General features: G+C 56.1%; 17 protein-coding genes. 7 read left to right on the top strand and 10 right to left on the bottom strand.

Annotation, left to right across the window (positions count from 1 at the left end; all coding sequences use genetic code 11):
- Positions 1–42: 42 nt before the first annotated feature.
- From EI77_RS14800 to EI77_RS14810, 3 genes are all read left to right on the top strand, one after another.
- Entirely contained in the window at positions 43–801 is a 759-nt protein-coding gene (locus tag EI77_RS14800; protein WP_166647273.1) for an SGNH/GDSL hydrolase family protein, read from the top strand.
- Between the two features lie 101 nt (positions 802–902).
- Complete coding sequence (locus EI77_RS14805) at positions 903–2297, top strand: ClpP family protease (protein ID WP_133796069.1); 1395 nt, start codon at positions 903–905, stop codon at positions 2295–2297.
- Between the two features lie 78 nt (positions 2298–2375).
- Complete coding sequence (locus EI77_RS14810) at positions 2376–2948, top strand: NUDIX domain-containing protein (protein WP_133796070.1); 573 nt, start codon at positions 2376–2378, stop codon at positions 2946–2948.
- 52 nt (positions 2949–3000) lie between these two features.
- On the opposite strand, the gene EI77_RS14815 is transcribed toward EI77_RS14810, so the two are convergent.
- Complete coding sequence (locus EI77_RS14815) at positions 3001–4155, bottom strand: serine hydrolase domain-containing protein (protein WP_166647274.1); 1155 nt, start codon at positions 4153–4155, stop codon at positions 3001–3003.
- Positions 4156–4333: 178 nt separating this feature from the next.
- Between EI77_RS14815 and EI77_RS14820 the strand changes: the two genes are divergently transcribed.
- On the top strand, positions 4334–6430 hold the full coding sequence (locus tag EI77_RS14820) for a hypothetical protein (RefSeq protein ID WP_133796072.1): 2097 nt from the start codon (positions 4334–4336) through the stop codon (positions 6428–6430).
- Positions 6431–6442: 12 nt separating this feature from the next.
- Here the strand turns inward: EI77_RS14820 and EI77_RS14825 are convergent, their stop codons facing one another.
- Positions 6443–7417 (bottom strand): alpha/beta hydrolase family protein, encoded by a 975-nt coding sequence (locus tag EI77_RS14825; RefSeq protein ID WP_208300361.1) that lies wholly within the window; start codon positions 7415–7417, stop codon positions 6443–6445.
- Positions 7418–7541: 124 nt separating this feature from the next.
- Between EI77_RS14825 and EI77_RS14830 the strand changes: the two genes are divergently transcribed.
- Positions 7542–8000 (top strand): tRNA (cytidine(34)-2'-O)-methyltransferase, encoded by a 459-nt coding sequence (locus EI77_RS14830; protein WP_133796074.1) that lies wholly within the window; start codon positions 7542–7544, stop codon positions 7998–8000.
- Between the two features lie 2 nt (positions 8001–8002).
- On the opposite strand, the gene EI77_RS14835 is transcribed toward EI77_RS14830, so the two are convergent.
- From EI77_RS14835 to pheS, 7 genes are all read right to left on the bottom strand, one after another.
- A complete protein-coding gene (locus EI77_RS14835) occupies positions 8003–8245 on the bottom strand; it encodes a CDGSH iron-sulfur domain-containing protein (protein ID WP_208300362.1) in 243 nt (80 codons plus the stop codon).
- Between the two features lie 4 nt (positions 8246–8249).
- Entirely contained in the window at positions 8250–9275 is a 1026-nt protein-coding gene (locus tag EI77_RS14840) for a quinone-dependent dihydroorotate dehydrogenase (protein ID WP_133796076.1), read from the bottom strand.
- A gap of 65 nt (positions 9276–9340) precedes the next feature.
- Positions 9341–10627: a polysaccharide lyase 6 family protein gene (locus tag EI77_RS14845; RefSeq protein WP_133796077.1), complete on the bottom strand. Its 1287-nt coding sequence runs from the start codon at positions 10625–10627 to the stop codon at positions 9341–9343.
- A gap of 141 nt (positions 10628–10768) precedes the next feature.
- Entirely contained in the window at positions 10769–11632 is an 864-nt protein-coding gene (locus EI77_RS14850; RefSeq protein ID WP_166647275.1) for an EF-hand domain-containing protein, read from the bottom strand.
- Between the two features lie 106 nt (positions 11633–11738).
- Positions 11739–14144: a phenylalanine--tRNA ligase subunit beta gene (gene pheT / locus EI77_RS14855; RefSeq protein ID WP_133796079.1), complete on the bottom strand. Its 2406-nt coding sequence runs from the start codon at positions 14142–14144 to the stop codon at positions 11739–11741.
- Positions 14145–14239: 95 nt separating this feature from the next.
- Positions 14240–14653, bottom strand: a complete 414-nt coding sequence (locus EI77_RS14860) for a GxxExxY protein (protein ID WP_133796080.1) — start codon at positions 14651–14653, stop codon at positions 14240–14242.
- 66 nt (positions 14654–14719) lie between these two features.
- Entirely contained in the window at positions 14720–15739 is a 1020-nt protein-coding gene (gene pheS, locus EI77_RS14865; protein ID WP_133796081.1) for a phenylalanine--tRNA ligase subunit alpha, read from the bottom strand.
- 686 nt (positions 15740–16425) lie between these two features.
- Between pheS and EI77_RS14870 the strand changes: the two genes are divergently transcribed.
- A complete protein-coding gene (locus EI77_RS14870) occupies positions 16426–18765 on the top strand; it encodes a vWA domain-containing protein (protein ID WP_133796082.1) in 2340 nt (779 codons plus the stop codon).
- Between the two features lie 210 nt (positions 18766–18975).
- Positions 18976–20379 (top strand): adenosylhomocysteinase, encoded by a 1404-nt coding sequence (gene ahcY / locus EI77_RS14875; protein WP_133796083.1) that lies wholly within the window; start codon positions 18976–18978, stop codon positions 20377–20379.
- A gap of 161 nt (positions 20380–20540) precedes the next feature.
- Here ahcY and EI77_RS14880 read toward each other — a convergent pair whose 3' ends face one another.
- Entirely contained in the window at positions 20541–21497 is a 957-nt protein-coding gene (locus tag EI77_RS14880; protein WP_243838868.1) for a phosphoglycerate dehydrogenase, read from the bottom strand.
- Between the last annotated feature and the right edge of the window lie 12 nt (positions 21498–21509).

The raw sequence follows: 21509 nt of genomic DNA on the forward strand, positions 1-21509 counted from the left end.
CCTGAAATGTTGCGTCTGCCGTCTCGTTTCATGGGACCTTCCATGAAACGCACCTGCTTTCTCCTCTCCCTTGCCGCCGCCACGTTCGCCCTCAGCACCGCCCAGGCCGCTGAAAAACCACGCGTTCTCATCCTTGGCGATTCCATCTCCATTGGCTACACCCCGGTCGTGCAAAAATTGCTCGCCGATGAAATGACCGTCCTCCGCCCCATGGCCGCAAACGGCAGACCTGAAAACTGCAGCGACACCAAATCGGGAGTGCTCAACATCGACCGCTGGCTCCAGATCGATGGTGGCAAATGGAACATCATCCACTTCAACTGGGGTCTGCATGACCTCAAGCACATGACGGCCGATGGCAAGGCCTCCGACAAGGCGACCGACCCGGTTAATAACACCGTCGAAGCCTATGAAAAAAACCTGCGCGAGATCGTCGCCAAACTCAAAGCCACAGGTGCCAAATTGATTTTCGCCACTACCACACCGGTGCCGGATGAACCCATGAAAGTCTCCCGCCTGAACACGGACGTCATTCGCTATAACGAAGCTGCCCTCCGCGTCATGAAGGAAAACGGCATCACCGTGAACGACCTCTACTCCTTCGCACTCCCCAAGCTGAAGGACATCCAGATCCAGCCTGCAAACGTCCATTTTACCCCCGCTGGCTCTGAGGCTTTGGGTGCAGAAGTGGTCAAATCACTTCAAGCGACGAAATATAATACGGGCAGCGCTACTTACGAAAGTGTGCTGAGGAAAATTCCTCAGCACAATATTTCGATCACACTTCAGGTTAATCCATGACTAGTCCGGCCTCCGGCCCCAGGTAAGATAAGCCATAACTGCCACCAAAACTTACAATTTGCTGAACGTTGGCATCGTATCTGTTGTATAATTTGGACGTCATGAATTGCACTTATCTTGTTATACTATCCGTGCTCTGCTGTGGCCTTGCCCAGGCAGAGATTCCGATGGGAAAAATTGTTCCCGTTAAATTACCGCCGCCCCAGACATCCACGGCGGAAGTCACCACCAAGTCCGAACCCCCGGCCAACCCCGTTGCGAAAGCTGCCGGGGACCTTGTGGAGGCCGCCGTGGTCGCCACGGAAAATGCCCGTAAAGAAGATCCGCTGGAAGAGATCAAGGCCCAGACCGCCAAACTCGTCGCCGAGCGGGAAAAGATCGCCGCTGCCATGGCGTTGGAGCAGCAGAAGCTGGACGAAAAACTCGCTCCCCGTAAACGCGCCCTGCTGGAACTTCAGATGCAGATGGAGGAAATGGACGCCAAAGTGGATCTGGCCGATGCTGCGGAGCGGGCCAAAAGTGCGGAAAAGATCATGGAACTGCGCCGCCAGAGTGAGCGTCTAGCTTTGGAATCCGCCATTGCGAAAAACGAGGTGGATACCGAAGGCTACCGCATGCGCCAGGAGGAAAGCATCATCCGCCGCAAGACCAGTGCCCTGGCCCTGGAGATTGAGCTTCAGCAAAAAGAAACAGAGTCCCGCACTTATGCTTCCGGCAAAGCCCCAGCCTACTTGAAGGAACCTCTGCAAGGTAAAAAGCTCATCCTTTCTGACCGCACCATCGCTCTCAATGGCGTCATCACCAGCAAGACCGCTGACAGCATGGCGGACCGCATCGCCTACTTTAATAATCGCGATCCTGAAGCCCCCATCTTCATTGTCATTGATGACTGCCCCGGCGGCAGCGTCATGGCTGGCTACAAGATCATCAAAGCCATGCACGGTTCCAAGGCCCCTGTCTATACAGTGGTCAAATCATTCGCCGCCAGCATGGCCGCCTGCATCACCACCGTGTCCAAGCGTTCCTTCGCCTATCCAAACGCCGTGATTCTTCATCATCAGCTCTCCGCAGGTGTCATGGGAAACCTCACCCAGCAGCGTGAAAGCGTGCAGGAACTGGAAGAATGGTGGCGCCGCTTGGCAGACCCTGTCGCCAAGAAAATGGGCATCACACGGGATGAATTCATCACCCGCATGTACAAGGAATCCTCCACCGGTGATTGGAATGAATTCGCTGATGAAGCACAGAAACTCGGCTGGGTGGACACCATCGTGGAAGAAATCGAGGAAACTGCCCTTCTCCGTCATCCAGATACCCAGCAGGTGGCCGCCACCCAGACCGGCTCCCCCCTTCGCATCATGCCCCCTGGGCACATGGACAATGGAGTTGTCGAAGCCGCTGATGAGCGTGGCAAGCCCATCGCCCTTCTCCCTCGCCTCAATCCCATGGACGCCTATTGGATGTACAATCCTGATGGCTTCTTCCGGATGCAGTAAGAAGTTGAGCAATCGCCAAAAGATGGCTTAGCAGTTGTTAAGCGGTGGTTTGTAAAAAACCACCGCTTCATTTTGCCCATGGCTCCGCCTATTGTTTCCCCTTCTCCCATCGAGTCCACCAATCCCTGGACTACCCTCAGCACCCGCGAGGGATATTCCAATCCCTGGATCCGCGTGCGCGAGGATCAGGTCATCAATCCTGGAGGAGGCCGGGGCATCTATGGCGTCGTCGAATACAAAAACCGCGCTGTTGGCGTCGTCCCTATCGATGACAATGGATACACTTGGCTCGTTGGCCAGTGGCGCTACTGCCATGAACGTTATGAATGGGAAATCCCCGAAGGTGGGTGCCCCCCAGGCGAAGAACCCGCGGAATGCGCCCGCCGCGAACTCCTGGAAGAAGCCGGCATTCATGCCGCGATCATCGAGCCCCTGCTCCTGGGGGTCCAGCTCTCCAACTCCACCACCAATGAAGTTTGCGATATCTTCGTCGCCCGAGGTCTCACATTCGGCGATGCCACTCCTGAGGAAACCGAGCAATTGGAAGTCAAGCGCATCCCCCTCACCGAAGCCATCCAAATGGCCCAGGACGGCCGCATCCGCGATAGCGTCAGCATCCTCGCCCTCCTTAAACTCGCACTGAAAAGCTAGTGATCTTCCTCAAAGGGGCGAGACAATCTCCACCGAAGTGCCGGCTATTACATCACTTCGCAAATGCCTTGATCGCCCTGCTCTTAAAGGCCCCAAGAGCCTTCTTTCCCTCGCCCGGAAAGCCAGAGTGCTGCACCAGATACACCAGCACCAGCCCGTGTTTTTTGTCCACGCTCAAGTTCGTCGCAAAAGCGCCGCCATGCCCCACACTGTCAGAATCCACCGCCCAGCCTAGCCCATAAGAGCGCGCCACTGCGGCCGGTGTCTGACGGCTGGTCATTGCCTCAAGTGACTCTTTGGAGATATAACGGTGCCCGTTCCATTCACCTCCATTCAGGATCATCTGGCCAAAAACACCGACATCCTTCGCTGTCGAAAACAAGCCCCCGGCAGGCATCGGAAAGCGCTTTGCACGATCACCTAACGGATAGTGTAGCTGGCTAACAAGCATGGATACCAGTCCCTTCTTATCCGCTCCGGGTTGATAAGCCTTCGCCAGTCTTGCCACCTGGGATTCGTTAGGCCAGAAGGTCGTGTCCATCATGCCCAGTGGTTCAAACAGACGCTTGTTCATGAAGTCTTCATAGGCCATGCCCGAAACCACCTCCAGGATGCGAGCTGCGGTATTGATGCCCGCATTGCTATAAAGAAAATCACGACCTGGCTCGAACAGCAGTGCCTGTGCTGCATACGTCTTCACCGCTTTTTCCAGCGGTAGGGCATCCAGAGTCGGTTCTTCTTCCGGGGCCTTGAACGGCAGACCGCTGGTGTGACTCAGCACATCCCGCACGGTGATCACCCTGGCCGGAGCCTTCGTGCCCACCTGCTTGCCGTCTTCCAGGATGGCCAGTTTCTGCCCCTTGAATTCAGGCAGGTATTTCTCCACCGCATCATCCAGTTTAATTTTGCCCTCATCCACCAGCATCATCACCGCTGTCGCTGTCATCGGTTTAGTCATGGAGGCAATCCAAAAGAGATCATCCTGTTCCATCGGTGTCTTCGCTTCCACATCCGCATAGCCCACGGTGCTCACATCCAGCACCTTCTCCAAATTTGCCGCCAGAGTCACAGCACCGGCCAGTTCCTGCTTCTCCACATAGGGCTGCAACGCCGCAGTAACCGACATTACGGGCTTTTCCGCAGACAGGAAGGTGGTGCCAGCAGCCAGTGCAAAGACGGCCAATAAAAAGCGGAATCGGGAAATCATGATCATATCTCCCTGCCCAAACTCCCCATCAGCCCTGGTTCTTTCGGAGAAGCGCTCCAGAAAAAGAATCATGACATTTGATTCCAAGAAAACTTGGCAAACGGCACTCTCTCATCAAAGACTGCGCCTCATGTCTATCTGTCGTCTCTTGATCTTATTGCTAGCCTTGGTCGCAGTCATGCCTCTTCCCGCAACAGAGTTGAAAACCACCTCCGCCGGAATTGAGATCTCCGCAGGCAGCCTCGGCAGTTTTGTTCTGACCTTTCCCGAGTTTCGAGATGCCAGCAGCAATGTCATCCATAAACAGACCCAGGCTAAAGCCACAGGTAACACTGCCACGGTGGACTATGAAGGCGGCGCACAGTGTGCCGTATTGCTAGGCCAGGATGAAATCACCCTCACCTTCACACAGGTTCCCGCAGACGTCACCTCATGGAAGGTCAGCACCCTCATTGACATCGGTTTTGCCAAAGGTGGCAGTTGGAAGATCGACGAAATGGAATCTCCATTTCCTGCTGAAAAACCCGCTGCCCCTCACATCGCCAGTCTCAGTGCCACCAAGTTTGCAGTTAAAAATGCCCAGGGCCAAAGCCTCACCGTCATCACACCCGACTACGCCTTTCAACAGCTCACCGATAACCGCGAGTGGAACTGGCCCATTTTTCAATGGCAATGCATCGTTCCGTTTTCGGCAGACAAAGCCACCGCTAAACTTAAAGTCACCACGAATCTCGCTGCTTCGGCCAAACTGGTGGATGCCTTTGGTCAATCCATCAAGGACACCTTTCCTAACAAACTGTTAAATGAAACTGACCTCCAGTCAGATGTGGCTGCCGATGAGGCCTATTACGCGAGCCTGAAGCCACCCGTCTTTGACCGCTTCGGCGGTCTGCCTGGCAGCATCGAAAAACTAGGACTCCAGAAAACCGGCTTCTTCCATGTGGAGAAGCACGGCAGCAAAACCTGGCTGGTGGACCCGGACGGCAATGCCTTCTTCCATCTGGGTATTTGTGGTTTCGCTCCCAGTGATGACTACACTTACATCAAGGGTCGAGAGAGCATCTATGAATGGCTTCCATCCCCTCAGAGCGAATACGCCACCGCCTTCCGCCCCGGTGATGACAATGCTCATTTTTCCTTCTACCTCGCCAACACCATCCGCAAATTTGGCACCCCTTACGACCTGGATACCCACTCCTCCCGCATGATCAGTCGCGTGCGCAAGTGGGGCTTCAATTCCATCGGTGCCTTCAGTCCCAAGCCGCCTACCGCTTGTGAAAAAGCCAGCTTTCCATACGTGGCTCATCTTCCCATCAACGAATGGGAAGGTGTCCCCCGCATCCCAGGTGCCCATGAAGTCTGGGATCCATTTGATACCGCCACCTCCGGCAAGATTGCAGAAAACCTTGCCCGTGAACTGCCAAAACACGCCTCAGATCCTCTGCTAATCGGCTACTTCATCGTTAACGAACCTCGGTATGACGAACTCGCTCGCGTGATTCCATCACTCCCTGGCAAGCATGCTTGCAAGCAGCAGTTCATCAACAGCCTCAAGCTTAAATACGGTACTATCAATGCATACAACCTCGCCTGGAAATCCGAATCTCCCAGCTTTGAAAGCTTGGTTGATGCGGGCCTCGCCGTCACTACGGCCGCCGCCCGTGCCGATGTCCAAAGCTTCGTTCTTCAGTTTCTCGATCTCACTTTCTCCCAAGTTCACGATCTTTTCCGCAAGCATGATTCCAACCACCTCCTGCTAGGTGCACGCCTCCAGCCCATCACCATCCAGGACGAACTCATTTGCACGACGATGGCTCCCTATCTGGACGTCATGTCCTATAACTACTACACCTACGGTGTGGATACCGCCGCCCTGCGCCGCATCCATGAAATCACCGGAAAGCCAATGATCCTCAGCGAATTTTTCTGGTCATCCCCCAGAGATAGCGGACTCATCGGCGGTCGTGCGGTCAGCAGCCAGCGTGAGCGCGGCCTGGCCTATCGCAACTACCTCGACCAAAGCGCCTCCCTGGGATTTGTCATCGGCATCGAATGGTTCACCCTCATTGACCAGGCCACCACCGGGCGTTGGTTCAGCAAATACAATGGTGAAAGCTACAATACAGGCCTCTTCAGCGTCGCTGACCGCCCCTGGAAAGACATGCTGGAGGAAATGATGAAAGCCAATTACGGCATTTATGATCTCTTGTTAGGCCAGCGCCAGCCATTCAAATGGGATGATCCACAGTTTAAGGTAGAGAAACCGAGCCCCTAGTGTCCTCGTTCTTTATCGCACATGCTTGAGCATCCATTCTGAGATCGTCGCATACACTGGGAATTCCGTGATGAGCACATTGTGATGATCGGCTGTCGGGATCTCCACCCACTGCTTTTCGATGTCTTCGGGTAGCGCTGCATAGAGTTTCCGGCCGGATTCAATGGGCACGATCTTGTCATCCGTTCCATGCAGGATCAACGTTGGAATCTTCAGCCGGGCAGCGCTTTCTTGCGGCTGAATTGCACTTAATGGCAGTCCGGTTTTCCATTCATAAAGCCACCCCGCTCCAGCGGCCCAGGGCTTGCCCAGAAATGAGCCTGCCATGCGGGATGCTTGTAACTCCATCGCAGGCTGAAAAGCGTGGAAACTGGAAATGATGGCCAGCGCCTTCCATGGCGCATCTGGCTGTCCTGCCGAATACATCGCTACGGATCCGCCCATGGACATGCCTAACAATCCAGCCGGCTGCGGCGCAAAGTGAAACTTCTCGACTGCCTCCTTCAGCACCGAAGCTGGCAAGCCAGCCTCCCTGACTCCATAATACAGTAGCGCAGACGGATGATCACCATGCGCGGGCATATCCGCCAGCAGGCAGCGAAATCCCACTGCGCAAAGCCGCTCCGCAATCGGCAGGTAGTCTTCCTTCCGCCCCTTGCGCCCATGGGTCAGAACTAGCGTACCGTGGACCTCTCCGGCATTCGGCAGTGGCAGACCGCGCTTGGCAAATTGCTCCCGGATCGACTGGCCCCGCGTCCCCAGCCTACCCGTGGGCTCCGGCAGACACATGAGGCAGGGCGTTCCATCATTTAGCGTGAATTTTTCCAACCGCATCCCATGGCCAGCCGCGTCCCCTAAAAACTCCAGATGATAATCTTGCAAAGTCCGCCGTGACGGACTCGCCAGTTCGCTGCCTGCCCACCACGTCAGGGTGGCAGCCAGCACGAGAAACAGGAAAACGACAGCAAGAATCAAGCGGCGGAGCAAGCGGAAGGGCACTTAATATTCTGCATCAAGACTCACCTCCACGCAATGGAGTCTCCCCCTTAGATCCGATGAGTTCAGCCTCGGATCTTGCTTTTCGGCTGGAACTGCCCACGGGTATTGATTCATGCTGCACATTGTTCTGTATCAACCTGAGATCCCCCACAATACGGGAGCTGTGGGTCGGCTATGCCTAGCCACGGGGGCGAGGCTGCATTTGATCAAACCCCTCGGCTTCAGCCTGGAGGACAAGTATCTGAAACGCAGCGGTTTGGATTATTGGCCAGAAGTGGATGTGCGGGTCTGGGATACCTGGGAAGCCATGTGGGAGCAGCGGGAAAACGATGCCCAGTTTTTCTATGTGGAAGTACAGGGTACGCGCCTCCATTGGGAAGCTGATTTTACTTCGGGTGAAGACGTATACCTGGTCTTCGGTCCAGAGACACGGGGTATACCTCCCGACCTTATGGAAACACAGCCCAACCACATCCTACGTATACCCATGCGCGGCACTCGCAGCCTGAATCTGGCCACCGCTGTGGCGATCACTCTCTATGAGGCAGTGCGGCAGCGCGGCGGTGTATAAGTTTATACCTTCTCCAAGCCCACATGACTGCCATCACAATACGGCGGCGTCTTCGTATGCTTGCAGTTGCATAGGCGGACGGTCATACGCTCAGTCAGTGTGAACTTCTTTGAGCGCATACCGGTACCGGTATGCTCGCCATCACACATTGGCTGATGTCCGCTCAAACCGCAGGAGCACCACCAATGATCGCCCGCCTCCAGCTCAATGACAGCCGGTTGGACATCATAGATTTTAGGCAGCATTGGATTAGCCATTTTTCAGCACATCTGTCACCAGCGCAGGCCCTCGGAACACCAGCCCGCTATACACCTGCACCAGTTGGGCACCTGCGTTGAGTTTTTCCTTGGCATCCACACCGCTCAGAATGCCGCCGACACCGATGATCGGCGTTCCTTCTTTGAGCAGCATGCGGAAAGCCTGGATGACCTGGGTGGAGCGTTCTTTAACCGGTGCTCCGCTGAGACCGCCAGCTTCTTTTTCCAAAGCATGACCTGCTACGGCCTCACGGCTGATGGTCGTATTCGTTGCAATCACACCGTCCACAGCCAGCTCATTGAATACCCGAGCCAGCGCTTCGATTTGCTGACCATCCAGGTCCGGGGCGATCTTGACCAGAACCGGTTTCATCTGACCATATTCTTTCGCCAGGCTTGCCTGTTCGGTCTTTAAAGCAGCCAGCAAAGCGCGAATGGAATCTTCCGCCTGGAGATCGCGAAGACCTTTGGTATTCGGGCTGGAAATGTTCACGGCGATGTAGTCAGCGACCCGGTAAGCCGCCTTTAATCCCAGCAGATAATCCTTCACCGCATCCTCGTTTGGTGTGTCGAAGTTTTTGCCAATGTTCACGCCCACGACTGCTTGGGTGCGGCGTTTCTCCAGGCGCTTCACGGCAACATGAATTCCGGGGTTGTTGAAGCCCATACGATTGATGAGGGCATCATGTTCTGGCAGACGGAAAAGACGCGGTTTCGGATTTCCAGGCTGCGGACGGGGGGTCAAGGTGCCGACCTCGACAAACCCGAATCCTAGAGCCGACCAGGCCTCCACAGCGGAGGCGGACTTGTCCATGCCTGCCGCAAGACCAAGCATATTCGGAAACCGAAGCCCCAGGCACTCCACCGGTTTTTGTGGAATTTTCTCCTGTCCAACGGTCAATAAGCCTAGGCTATGTGAAAGGCGCATCATGCGCGTGGTCCATTCATGCGCCCTCTCCGCATCCATGCGGAAAAGCCAGGGTTTCATGAGGGGGTAAAGATTAGCGATGAGCGACATTCCCTCTTTCAAACTCCGCCTGTCCCTCCTGTCAAGGAGGTGTCATCCAAATCATTCCACATCCGTCATTTCCACCAGACAGGACCTGCTTCTGAAGGCAAAATAGGAGTGAGCTTTTTAATGACCGGCTCCTTGCCCCAAGCAATACCTTCAGTGGTAGGAATGCCGAGTTCCTTGCCGTAAAATTGGTTATCCTGCCATTTTACCCCGGATAGGTCTCCACGAGCATCAATGACGGTTGCTTTCGGAGAATGAACTTTGTTTCCTTGGATCACACAGTCCACCGGAGGCTGCGTCGGTTTCCCCGGTACCTTGTCTCCCTCCAGTGCAATGAGGAAAGGTTGCTCGCAATCGACCAGGGTGTTGTTTTCCACACGAGCCCGTTTGACCTGAAAATAACCGTTCAGAGGAGAATCCGGCAGTCCCATCATGAAGGTGATCCCGGAGCGGACTTCATCACCCGCCAGATTCTCCAGGTAGTTGCCTTTCACCACATGGTCTTCCCCGATGATGCGAATGCCTCCGGTGCCCCCGGCATGGTTGCCAAAAAAGCCGTTCTTTTCCACCGTGCAGCCGTTGCCATGACGGAGGGTGAGCGTGCCGCTAACCTCGACAAAGGTATTCTCCTGATAGAGGTTGCCGCAGGATTTGTTGGAGATGCATTCGGCCTCGCCATTGCATCGTTCGAAGAGATTCCGCCGGATGACGCAGGATGCCTTTTGCATGGAGTTTTTACTGTCGCCGATGCGTATAGTTTCGCCGCCGTTTTTGCCCAGCTTCTCCCGTGGGCCGAAATAGTTTTGCTCAATAATATGCTGTCCCAGATTGTCACCGCCCAGCCAGACAACAAGTGTCGTTCCCTTGGAGGCTTTTCCCTTGAGCAGACAGCGGTCGATGCGGTTGTCACTGCCATAGATGCCCACCCAGTGGGATTCCTTTTCATCCTTACTCGCCAGCGTCGGATCCAGCGTCATAGCACAATTGGTTAGGCGACAATGACGTGCCAGATTCTTGGAATCAAGACGGAACTCAATGCTGTCACCAATGCTGGGATCTGGATTCTTAAACCAGATGCCATCCACCACCAGATGCTCCCCCGCAATACGCAGCCCCGATGCTCCGGTGAAAACGGTCTCCCCTGGTGACGCTGCCCGCAGGGTGATGGGGGCATCAGGAGTCCCCTGCCCTTTAAACTTCACGAGAACATCTTTCCATTCACCTTCCCTTAAAATGATGTTGTCTCCAGGCTGCGCCTCCTTGATGGCTTTCGCCAAACCCTCCTCATCACTGACCGGAATATCGCGGGCATTGAGTAGCAATGGAAGAAATAGCAAAGAGGCGAAGAGACGCATAGGAAAAGATTAAATCAGGCAAAGCAATAAAAGGCAGGGATAATAGAAAAGTTCTGCCCAGTTCTTGCATTTCTCGAATACAAAAGCGGGATCTCCCGAAGGAAATCCCGCCTTTGTTAGATCAGGGACATAAATACCCGATTATGCTTCGGCCTTGGCTGGAGCTTCCTCCTTTTTAGGGGCTTCTTCTTTTTCAAATTCAGGACGTGGGCTGCCCTTGTCTCCGTCCTGAGAAGGTGGACGACGGAAGCCGCCTTCACCACCTTCGGGGCCGCCACGGCGAGGTCCGCCATCCGGTCCGCCTGGGCCGCGACCACCGTCACGACCTGGTCCGCCAGGACCGCCTGGGCCACGCATCGCATTGCGCATCCGCTCCATGCCTGCCTTCATTTCTTCCTTGGTGAGCTTGCCGTCAGCATCAGCATCCGCACGGGCGAAACGGTTCTCGACCTCCTGTTTGGAGAATTCGACATACTCTTCCTTGTCCACCGTGCCGTCACTGTTCTTGTCCATGCGGCCAAAGACTTCATCCATCATCGCGGCTCCGCCAGGTCCATCCGGGCCACCAGGACCGCGTGGAGGTCCACCTTCTGGACGACGACCACCATCGGGTCCTGGACGGTCTCCATCAGGTTTGGGGGCCCCTTCAGGTGGACGGCGGAAACCACCTTCACCCTTGCCTTCACCCCCTGGACGACCACGCATGCCTTCACGCATTTTGTCGCCGATGGCTTTCATCTCTGCTTCATCCACGAAGCCATCGCTGTTGGCGTCCATCTTGGCGAAACGGTCATCACCGCCTCCGCGGGAGATAGTGCCAAACTCCTCTTTGCTGATCTTACCGTCAGCATTGGCATCGGCACGCTTGAGGAACTCGCCGAGACGGTTACCGCCCCCCTCACCTCCGGGTGGAGGCCCCTTACGTTCGCCCTCTTGGGCCATGGAAAAAGTCGTGCTTATGGAGAGCAGACCCAAAAGACAGATGGTTGTTTTAGGTGATTTCATAATTGGATAGGCTGAGTGTTTTTCAACAACATCCATTCCAACCCGTCACCCGAAGGACAGTTGCGCAGTGCTTGAAAATATTCTTTCAAGCACTTTGGAATCGGTGTTAACGCCGGATGGTGGCGGGCAGCGCTTTTTCCAAGGCAGCTAGAATCCGGGCGTGGGTGGTGTCCACTTCGGATGTCTCAAGGGTCTTGTCAGAAGCGCGGTAAGTGAGAGTCCAGGCGACAGATTTACGGTCGGTTGCGAGCTTGGTACCGGTGGAGTCTGAAAAGACATCAAAGAGATCTGCTTTGATGAGCAGAGGCTCTTTGATACCGGTGAAGAAGGCACTAACCTTGGTGTTAGGCAGATCGGCCGGAAGCTCGAAAGCGACGTCGCGCGTGACGGATGGATAGCGCGGCAGTTCCTCAAACTTGGCTGGACCTGTGCTGCCCTGACGCAGAGCGCTGAGGAGAAGTTCAACCACATAAACAAGGTTGCGCGCATCCAGCTGGCGGGCGCGGGCGGGATGCAATTGAGCAATCCAGCCAAGGACACGATTGCCCACTTTCAATTCACTGTGGAGCAAGAAGGTGCCGTTATCAGTGAGCGGCTTGGTGTCCAATGTGGTGACGCCTGGGAGTGCTTCCACAAGGCCGCGCAGATCGAAAATGTCAGCGGTCTTTGGCTCGCGAGAGTGCCAGGAGCTGGCGGAGACGGGACCGCTGAGGAGGATGGCCAGGCGGTCTTCTTCACGGGTCTGGCCATTGGGCAGCTTTAAGAAGACACGTCCAGATTCAAAGAAGCGCAGACGCTGGGCACCCTGGCGGTTGTTCAGCGCGGCGGTGGCGAGCAGGCCAGGAATAAGACTTGGGCGGAGAGTGGTCAGGTCTTCGCTGAGGGGGTTCTTCAGGGCCACGCTGACAGCGGCAGGGTTGGCATTGCCGAGGCTGTCGCTGATCTGGGCGGTGGAGATGAGGCGCAGAGTCTGGGCTTCGTTCAAGCCACGGTTAGCCAGGGCCTGGCGGATCTGCATGACGTGGTCATATTGACGGTCAGTGGCATCGCCGCTGGCCATGACAGCGGTGAAACGCGAAGGCACGCGGTCCAGACCGACAACACGTGCGACCTCTTCGACGAGGTCAACACTGCGTACAAGATCCAGGCGATAGCTGGGGATGGTCCAGACGGTTTTTGAGGCATCGCCACCGATCTTGGTCAAGCCAAGCTTGGTCAGAATAGCGTGAGCTTCTTCGGCTTTCAGATCTGGAATGCCTAACAAACGATGTGCACGATCTTCATCCAGGGTCACGTCTTGAACCAGGACTGGAGCTACTCCAGCCACTGCGATGGTTTCCTCAGCCTGACCACCTGCGATTTCGAGGATCATCTTCACGGCAAGATCGGAGGCACCCTGGACCTGATGGGGATCGCAGCCGCGCTCAAAGCGATAGCTGGAATCGGAATGAATGCCGAGGCGACGGGAGGTGCGGCGGATGCCTGAAGGTGCAAAGTAGGCGCTCTCCAGAAGCATATTGACGGTGCCCTCGGTCACGCCGGTTTCCTCACCGCCCATAACGCCGGCAATGGCGATGGGGCGCTGGCTATCGGCGATGACAAGGTCTTCCGGGAGCAATGCAGGCTCGGTGCCGTCCAAAGCGAGAATCTTTTCACCTTCGGCGGCACGGCGAACGATGATGCCTCCCTGGAGTTTATCGAGATCGAAGGCATGCAGGGGCTGGCCCATTTCCATGAGGACATAGTTGGTGATGTCCACGATGTTATTGATGGGGCGCAGACCGATGCTTTCCAGGCGGGCTTTGAGCCAGTCCGGGCTTGGAGCGACTTTGATGCCTTTGATGATGCGGGCGGTGTAATACGGGCAGCCGTCGGTAGCTTGAAGGGTGACTTCATTTTCCTGGGCGGGCCGGGTTTTAGAGTCAGCAGCAGTGTGGTCGCGGGTGCCCTTCAGGGGCAGGCCAGTGAGGGCGGAAAGCTCGCGGGCCAGGCCGAGGTGGCTGAGGAGGTCGGAACGGTTCGGAGTGATCTCGAGATCGAAGACCGTGTCCGATGCCATGATTTCCTTCAGTGGCTTGCCGGTAGGCAGCGAGGGGTCAAGAATGAGCAAGCCGCCGGTGTCTTCGCCAAGGCCGATTTCCTTGCCGCTGCACATCATGCCGTTGGAGACGACATCACGAAGTTTGCCTTCTTTGATGTTGAAACCGCCGGGAAGAATAGCACCGGGGAGAGCAAGGGGGACTTTGTCGCCCTGCTTGAAGTTCTTGGCCCCACAGACGATCTGGCGCAGCGTGCCGGAGCCGTCATCCACTTGGCAGACGCTGAGCTTGTCTGCATTTGGGTGCTGCACAAAGGAGTCAATCTGCGCGACGACTACCTTGTCGGAGGCAATGCCGGTTTCCTCAATGCCTTCCACCTCAATGCCGGCGAAGGTTAAGAGGTCCGAAAGCTGGGCCGTGGAGTAAGCGCTAAGGTCAAGATGTGTGCTGAGCCAGGAGAGGGAAACTTGCATGGGAGACAGGGGGGGAAAGGGGGCTGGGGGTGCGGGGCGGGCCTTTTATACAGGATTAACAAGATTTCAGGATTAACAGGATTTTGGTTTTCTTGTTATTGGATATCGAAGGGGTCGTTGGACGATTGGCGGGGGCGGTAGAGGCGGAATTTTCGTTTAAATTGGAGGCTGGGGGCACCGAAGTTAAGAATGAGACCGTCATCTATGCCGGTTGCGGTGAGGTAGTTCACTGTCTGAGCTTCGTGGGCCTTGACGATGGTTTCGCAGGATTTGAGTTCAATCAGAAGCTGCTTACCAATTGTGATAACCATGTCGGCTTCAAATTTACCGACGATTTTACCTTTATAAAAGACATTGATTGGCACCTCGGATTCAAAAGGAATGTTGGCAGCGGCAAGTTCCACCTCCAGGCTTCGATGATAGATGGATTCGTTGTATCCAGGACCCATCAGGCGGTGAATCTCCATGGCCATGCCAATCACGCTTTCGGTGAGCTGGTCAATCGTCATAAGCCAAAGAGAAATCCTGTTAATCGTGAAATCTTGTTAATCCTGTAAAACGGGGTGCCCTAGTCATTAAAACTGCTGGAGGAAGCGGGCGTCGTTTTCGATGAGGTGGCGGATGTCGGAGATGCCGTGGAGGATCATGGCGAGGCGGTCGAGGCCCATGCCGAAGGCGAAGCCGGTGACTTGCTCAGGATCGAAGAGGGTATCGCCGCGTTTTTTGCTGACTTCGGCGAAGACGGCGGGATCCACCATGCCGCAACCGGCGATCTCGATCCAGCGGGCTTCTTTTCCTTTGGCTTCCAGCTTCACATCAATCTCGAAGCTGGGTTCGGTGAAAGGGAAAAAGTGAGGGCGGAAACGGACGACAGTTTTGGGGCCGAAGACTTCTCGGAAGAAGAATTCGAGCGTGCCTTTGAGGTCGGCCAAGCTCACGTCTTTATCCACATAGAGGGCTTCAATTTGGTTGAAGACGCTGAGGTGGGTAGCGTCAATCTCATCGCGACGGTAGGCAGCACCGGGGGCAATCACGCGAATCGGCAGGGACTTCGCCGTCTCCATGGTGCGAATCTGTACGCTGGAGGTATGAGTGCGCAGAAGGCGTCCATCGGGGAGATAGAAGGTATCGCTCTCGTTGCGGGCGGGGTGATCGGCAGGGGTGTTTAAGGCATCAAAGCAATGCCACTCGGTCTCGATCTCAGGTCCGTCTGCCAGGGTGAAACCGACGCGGCGCAGGGTGCGCACGGCGAGGTCGCGGATCTGGGTGAGCGGGTGCAATGTGCCGACGCCCGAGCCAGGACGACCCGGGAGACTGAGGTCAATACCAGCGACAGAGGCGGCATCCTTGGCGGATTGCAGGGCCTCCTGGCGACTGGTGAGACCTCCGGTGATGGCCTCGCGCACTTCATTGAGCTTGGCCCCGACTTCCTTTTTGAGATCGGGCGAAACATCTCTCATGCCTGCGCTGAGGGCGGTCAGTTTGCCTTTTTTGCCCAGGTAATCAATGCGGAAGGACTCCAGCGCGGCTTCATCGGACAGGGTATCGAGCGTGGCGAGGGCTTCGGTTTTAAGGGAGTCAAGTTGTGCGAGCATGGGAAAGGAGTGGCTGGTGGCCAAAGAGGGCCGAGATGATCAGCGTGATTCGGGCGCTGTGCAACCTGGAGGTGTAGGGTGCCAAAGGCAAAATTGTGACGGCTTTTCAAGTCGGCAACTACCGCCATGAGGGGGATGGGGAAGATTTTTTATTTTTCCCCATTTGGGGATTTAATTACCTAATGCTTTGATTATAAACACTTTATGATGGGGATGCATTTCCCCACGCATCCCCATCGGGGGATGCATGGGGACACCTGTCATGATCCAAGGCGAGTTAAAACTGACGCCACGGTCTAAAGACAGATGTGGACGCAATAGAAGAACTCTGCGTGCTGGTCCGCCTTTCCGCCTGCGAATGACAAAGGATGGAGGCGAATTAGATGAGGACGAAGACGGAAGAAACCAGATAAACGACATGCTGTATAATATCATCTCATGATATTCACACCAATGGAATATTGCGCTTTGGAGGTGCCGGTTATTCAAGAGGAAAGGTTGTTTTCCGGCGTACAATTTTGGACAAAGACGGGAAGTTGAATTTTTCTCGTTAGGTTTAGGCTTGTGGCGATGTTCTTTGATGCCCTTTTGATTTTGTTAGCTAAAGGGGTGGGTGCCAAAAGTAGCAGGCAGGAGTGCCTGCATCACTTGAGGGCCTGCGTCTTTGAGATTTTCCCCCAGCATTTGTGAATCCAACCACCGAAACCACGCTCCGCTTCACGGGAGACTACCCTGCCCTGGGGATCTGTGTGCTGGCCGTCGGGCTTGCGGCGGCGATGTGGTTTTTGTATCGGCGTGAATCACGGCACCTTAACGGAGCGGCCCGCTGGCTGCCTGCGACACTGCGGTCGGCGGCCGTGTTTATTCTGGTGCTGGCGCTCTCCGGCCCCGTACTCAGAAAAGAAACGACACAACGGCAACTCGGGCGGGTAATCCTGGCGGTGGATACCTCCGCTAGCATGAAACTGGAGGATGAGATTTTGTCTGAATCAGCCGCCGGTGGCCCACGGGTGGCCAACAGCGACTCCCGCCTGACCCGTGCGGAAAAGATGCTGCTGGGCGGAAGCACTCCACTGCTGAAAAAGCTCACAGAGACACAGGATGTGGAACTGGTGCTGCTACGCGGCCAACAGACGCAGCGTCTTTGGTGGAACCGGCAAAAGGGCAAGGACGCCTCCGGTGAGATGCCAACCAGCTTTGACGTGCAGGCGGATGCGCCGATAACCAATCTGGACAGTTCTCTGCGGGATGCCTTGGGAACGGTGACTCCGGGAACGGCGCTGGTCGTGATGACCGACGGCCAGCACAACGGCCCGGGATCGCCCGAAGAATTTGCGACAACCATGAAGCAGACTGGAACCCCAATATTCACGGTCGGCTTTGGCAGCGAGGTGCCGCCGCCGGATCTGAGTGTGCTGAATGTGCTGACGGCAGAATCCGTTTTCAGTGAGGAGAATCTGCAGGGGCGGGTGCTGATCAGCGATTCCTTGCCCGTGGGCATTCCGGCGCAGGTTCGTATCACCAGCAGTGGCAAGGTCATGTGGGAGCAAAACTTCACGGGGGAAGGAAAAGGCGAGCGGCGTTTTGATTTCAGTTTTCCTGTCAAACAATTACCCGAAGGCGCAGCCCAGGAGCGGGACAAGACGCTACGTTTGCTCCAGGTGCAGGTGGCCGTACTGGGGGAGCGATCAGGCCTGGAAAAAACACGTGCTAACAACAGCCGCGAGGTGGCGCTGCATCTGCTGACGAAAAAACGCAAGGTGCTGATCCTGGACGGGCGCCCAAGGTGGGAGACGCGTTATATCCATAATCACTTTGACCGTGATGACCGTTGGGAGGCCAAGCTGGTGCTGGATGATTATGCGGAAGAGCCTCAGAACGGGGCGCTGCAAAAGAACTTTCCCAAGACGCTGGAAGAGCTGCTGAGATATGATCTGGTACTGCTGGGGGATGTATCCCCTGCGCGCTTCAATCGCATGCAGACGGACTGGCTCATGGAATTTGTGGAGAAGCGGGGTGGCGGGCTAATCCTCATCGACGGGCTGCGTGGAAATTTGAAAAAATGGGCAGAGGGAAACACTGCGGCGCTCATGCCCGTGGCCTGGATGCCAGAGGCGAATGTGTCCGGGGCAAAAATCACCTGGGCTTTGAGCACTGAAGGTGAACGTGAATCTGCCCTGCGGCTGAGCGATAGCCCAAGCGCCAACAGCACCCTTTGGCCAACACTGCCGGAGATGCGCTGGGCCTCCAATGTGCAGGCGCAGCCTGGTGCGACCACACTGGCTTATTTCCAATCTGGGCCGAACGGTGCCCAGGGCAAACCTGCTGCTATATTCCGTCCGGTGGGTGCAGGGGCAGTGCTTTACCTCGGCACGGATGACCTGTGGCGCTGGCGCTACCAGGTGGGGGATCTCTACCATCAGCGACTGTGGATGCAATTGGCCGCCTGGATCGCCGCGCCGCCTTTCCAAGCGGAGAACAAACAGATTTCCATCGGCACCGACAGGATGAGATATACGCCGGGGGAGCAGTCCGAAATCCGTGTGCGCATCCGCAATGCCACAGGTGAACTGGTGAGCCAGGCAGAGCCACGCGCTTTCCTGCTGCTGGATGGCAAAGAGGTGGCCACGCTGCAACTGGAGCCAGACCCGACCCACTTTGGCATCTACCGGGCACTGACGCCGCCCCTGAAGGCTGGTGCTTATGAGATCGCTGTCGCGGAAAGCCCGACGGCGATGCAGAGCGACCTGCGTCTCTCCCTGCGCGTGGCAGATGCTGGGAATCCTGAATGGGCGACCCTGACGATGAACCGCCCGCTGCTGGAGGCGATGGCCACGACATCCGGCGGGAGATTTTTACGTGAGGAGCAGGCGGCTACTGAGCTGCCCAATTTGCTCCAAACACTGGATCGCAAACAAACAACGGTGGCGGAAACGCTGCTGTGGTCAAGCTGGTGGTGGTTCGGCGCGGTCATCGTTTTATTAACGGCGGAATGGCTGCTACGGAAGAGAATGCGGCTGGTATAAATCTGGCCCGGAGAGGGATCCGTGATGAAGGACGCGGACTGAGTGAAAGGCAGATTGCGGGGCAATCGCGCCTTCAGCCAAACAGTGTCTGGCGGGATGGCTGCGGAGAGAAATACCTCATTGACACCACGCCTTTATTCAGGAACATATCAACGCATCTTGATGCGATGATTTGTTATTTTCATCCTAACTGAACCACGACACACACACATGTCCGACTATAAAGTAAAAGACATCGGCCTTGCCGATTTTGGCCGCAAGGAACTCGACATCGCCGAAAGCGAAATGCCAGGACTCATGGCCACCCGTGAGAAATATGGTCCGAAGAAGCCCCTCGCTGGCGTTCGTATCACAGGTTCCCTGCACATGACCATCCAGACGGGTGTGCTGATCGAAACGCTGAAGGAGCTGGGTGCTGACGTGCGCTGGGCTTCCTGCAACATTTTCTCCACCCAGGACCACGCTGCGGCGGGCATCGCTGCCACTGGCACACCTGTTTTCGCCTGGAAGGGTGAGACGCTGGAAGAATACTGGTGGTGCACCTGGAAGGCCATCATCTTCCCAGGAGACAAAGGCCCGGAACTGATCGTGGACGATGGCGGCGACGTGACCCTCCTGATCCACAAGGGTTATGAAATGGAAAACGGTGACGATTGGGTGAACACCCCTTCGGACAACCACGAAGTGAAGGTCATCAAGGACCTGCTGAAGGACATCGCCAAGAACCAGCCCGGCATTTTCCACACGATCGTCAAGGATCTCAAAGGCGTCTCCGAAGAGACCACCACCGGTGTGCATCGCCTCTATGAAATGGCCAAGGCAGGCAAGCTGCTTTTCCCTGCGATCAACGTGAACGACAGCGTCACGAAGTCCAAGTTCGACAACCTCTACGGCTGCCGGGAGTCCCTTCTGGACGGCATCAAGCGCGCCACGGATGTGATGATCGCCGGCAAGGTCGGCGTCGTCTGCGGTTATGGCGATGTGGGCAAAGGCTGTGCCGCTGCCCTGCGCGGCATGGGTGCCCAGGTCATCGTGACGGAAATCGACCCTGTGTGTGCCCTTCAGGCCGCCATGGAAGGTCACCGCGTGATGCCGATTGAGGACACCCTTGGTTATGGCGATATCTACGTCACCACTACGGGCAACAAGGACATCATCACCCTGGAGCACATGGAGAAGATGAAGGACCAGGCCATCGTTTGTAACATCGGTCACTTCGATAATGAGATCCAGGTGGACAAACTGAACGCCCGTTCTGACGTCAAGCGTCTGAACATCAAGCCTCAGGTCGATAAGTACACCTTCCCTGCTGGCAACAGCATCTTCATGCTGGCTGAAGGCCGCCTCGTGAACCTCGGCTGCGCCACTGGCCACCCGAGCTTCGTGATGAGCAACAGCTTCACCAACCAGACTCTGGCCCAGATCGAGCTTTGGGAAACCAAGGACAGCCGCCCAATCGGCGTAACCGTGCTGCCGAAGAAGCTGGACGAAGAAGTCGCCCGCCTGCACTTGGCCAAGATCGGCGTCAAGCTGACCGTGCTTTCCAAGGATCAGGCCGACTACATCGGCGTGCCGGTTGAAGGGCCTTACAAGACGGATCATTACCGGTATTAAGAGGTAAACGAGTTTTTAAACTCGTAGATTCATGAGCGCGGGTGGCTGAAAGGCCATCCGCGTTTTTTATGATCTCCGAGTGAGATCTTGGGCGGAAAGACAACGGCCCCAGCGGTGAAGCTGGGGTCGTTGGCACTTTGGCGTATGAAACCGGGATACGGCTAAAACTTGTTGGCCTGGATGACGTCCTTTTCGCCATTGAGGTAATTCACCAGATTGAGAGTGGCGCGCATGGCCTGGCGGGGGACGCTTTCATAGGTGCGGGAGCCGATGTGCGGGGTGATGAGCGCCCTCGGATGCTTCAGCAGAGGATGGTCAGCCGGTGGTGGTTCTTCATCGAGAACGTCGGTTCCGTATCCGCCGACGGTTCCGGCATCCAGGGCAGCAATCATGTCTGGCATGTGCACGAGTTCGGCACGGGAGGTGTTGATCACCAGGAGGCCGGGTTTGGCCAGAGCGATGCGGTCGGCACGCACGAGGTGGCGGGTGCTTTCGCTGAGATTGGCGTGTAGGCTGAGGACATCAATGGAGGCGATGAGGCTCTCGATGGTCTCGTGACGGGTGACGTTGTTTTCTTTGGCGAAAGCCTCGGGCCAGTAGATGTCCATGCCGTGGACTTCCATGCCGAAGGCGATGGCGCGTTTGGCCACTTCCTGGCCAATGCGGCCGAGACCGACGATGCCGATCTTTTTATTCCAGATCTCATTGCCAGTAACACGCTTCCACTGACCGGCACGGACGGAATTGGCGCTGTCCACGAGATTGCGAACGAGGGCGAGGAGGAGGCAGAAGGTGTGCTCCGCTACGGTGGTGTGGTTGACACCGGGGGTGAAGAGGACGGGCAGTTTGCGTGCGGTGCAGTCTTCCACATTGATCTTGTCCAGACCGATGCCGTATTTGCTGATGACGCGGAGACGGGGCAGTGCTTTGTCGAGAACGGCGGAGGTGATTTCGTCGTCACCACAGAGAAAGGCATCAAAGTCGCCAGCGAGTTCCAGCATCTTGCTCTCAGGAAGAGGGCCACGTTCACGATGGATCTCAAAGCCCTGCGACTCGAGCAAAGCATGATGGTCGCCGGGGGTGTCTTGGTAACTGGTGGTGGTGAGCAGAACGCGCATGATAGGACTCCC

This window comes from Prosthecobacter fusiformis, assembly GCF_004364345.1.
Classification (GTDB): domain Bacteria; phylum Verrucomicrobiota; class Verrucomicrobiia; order Verrucomicrobiales; family Verrucomicrobiaceae; genus Prosthecobacter; species Prosthecobacter fusiformis.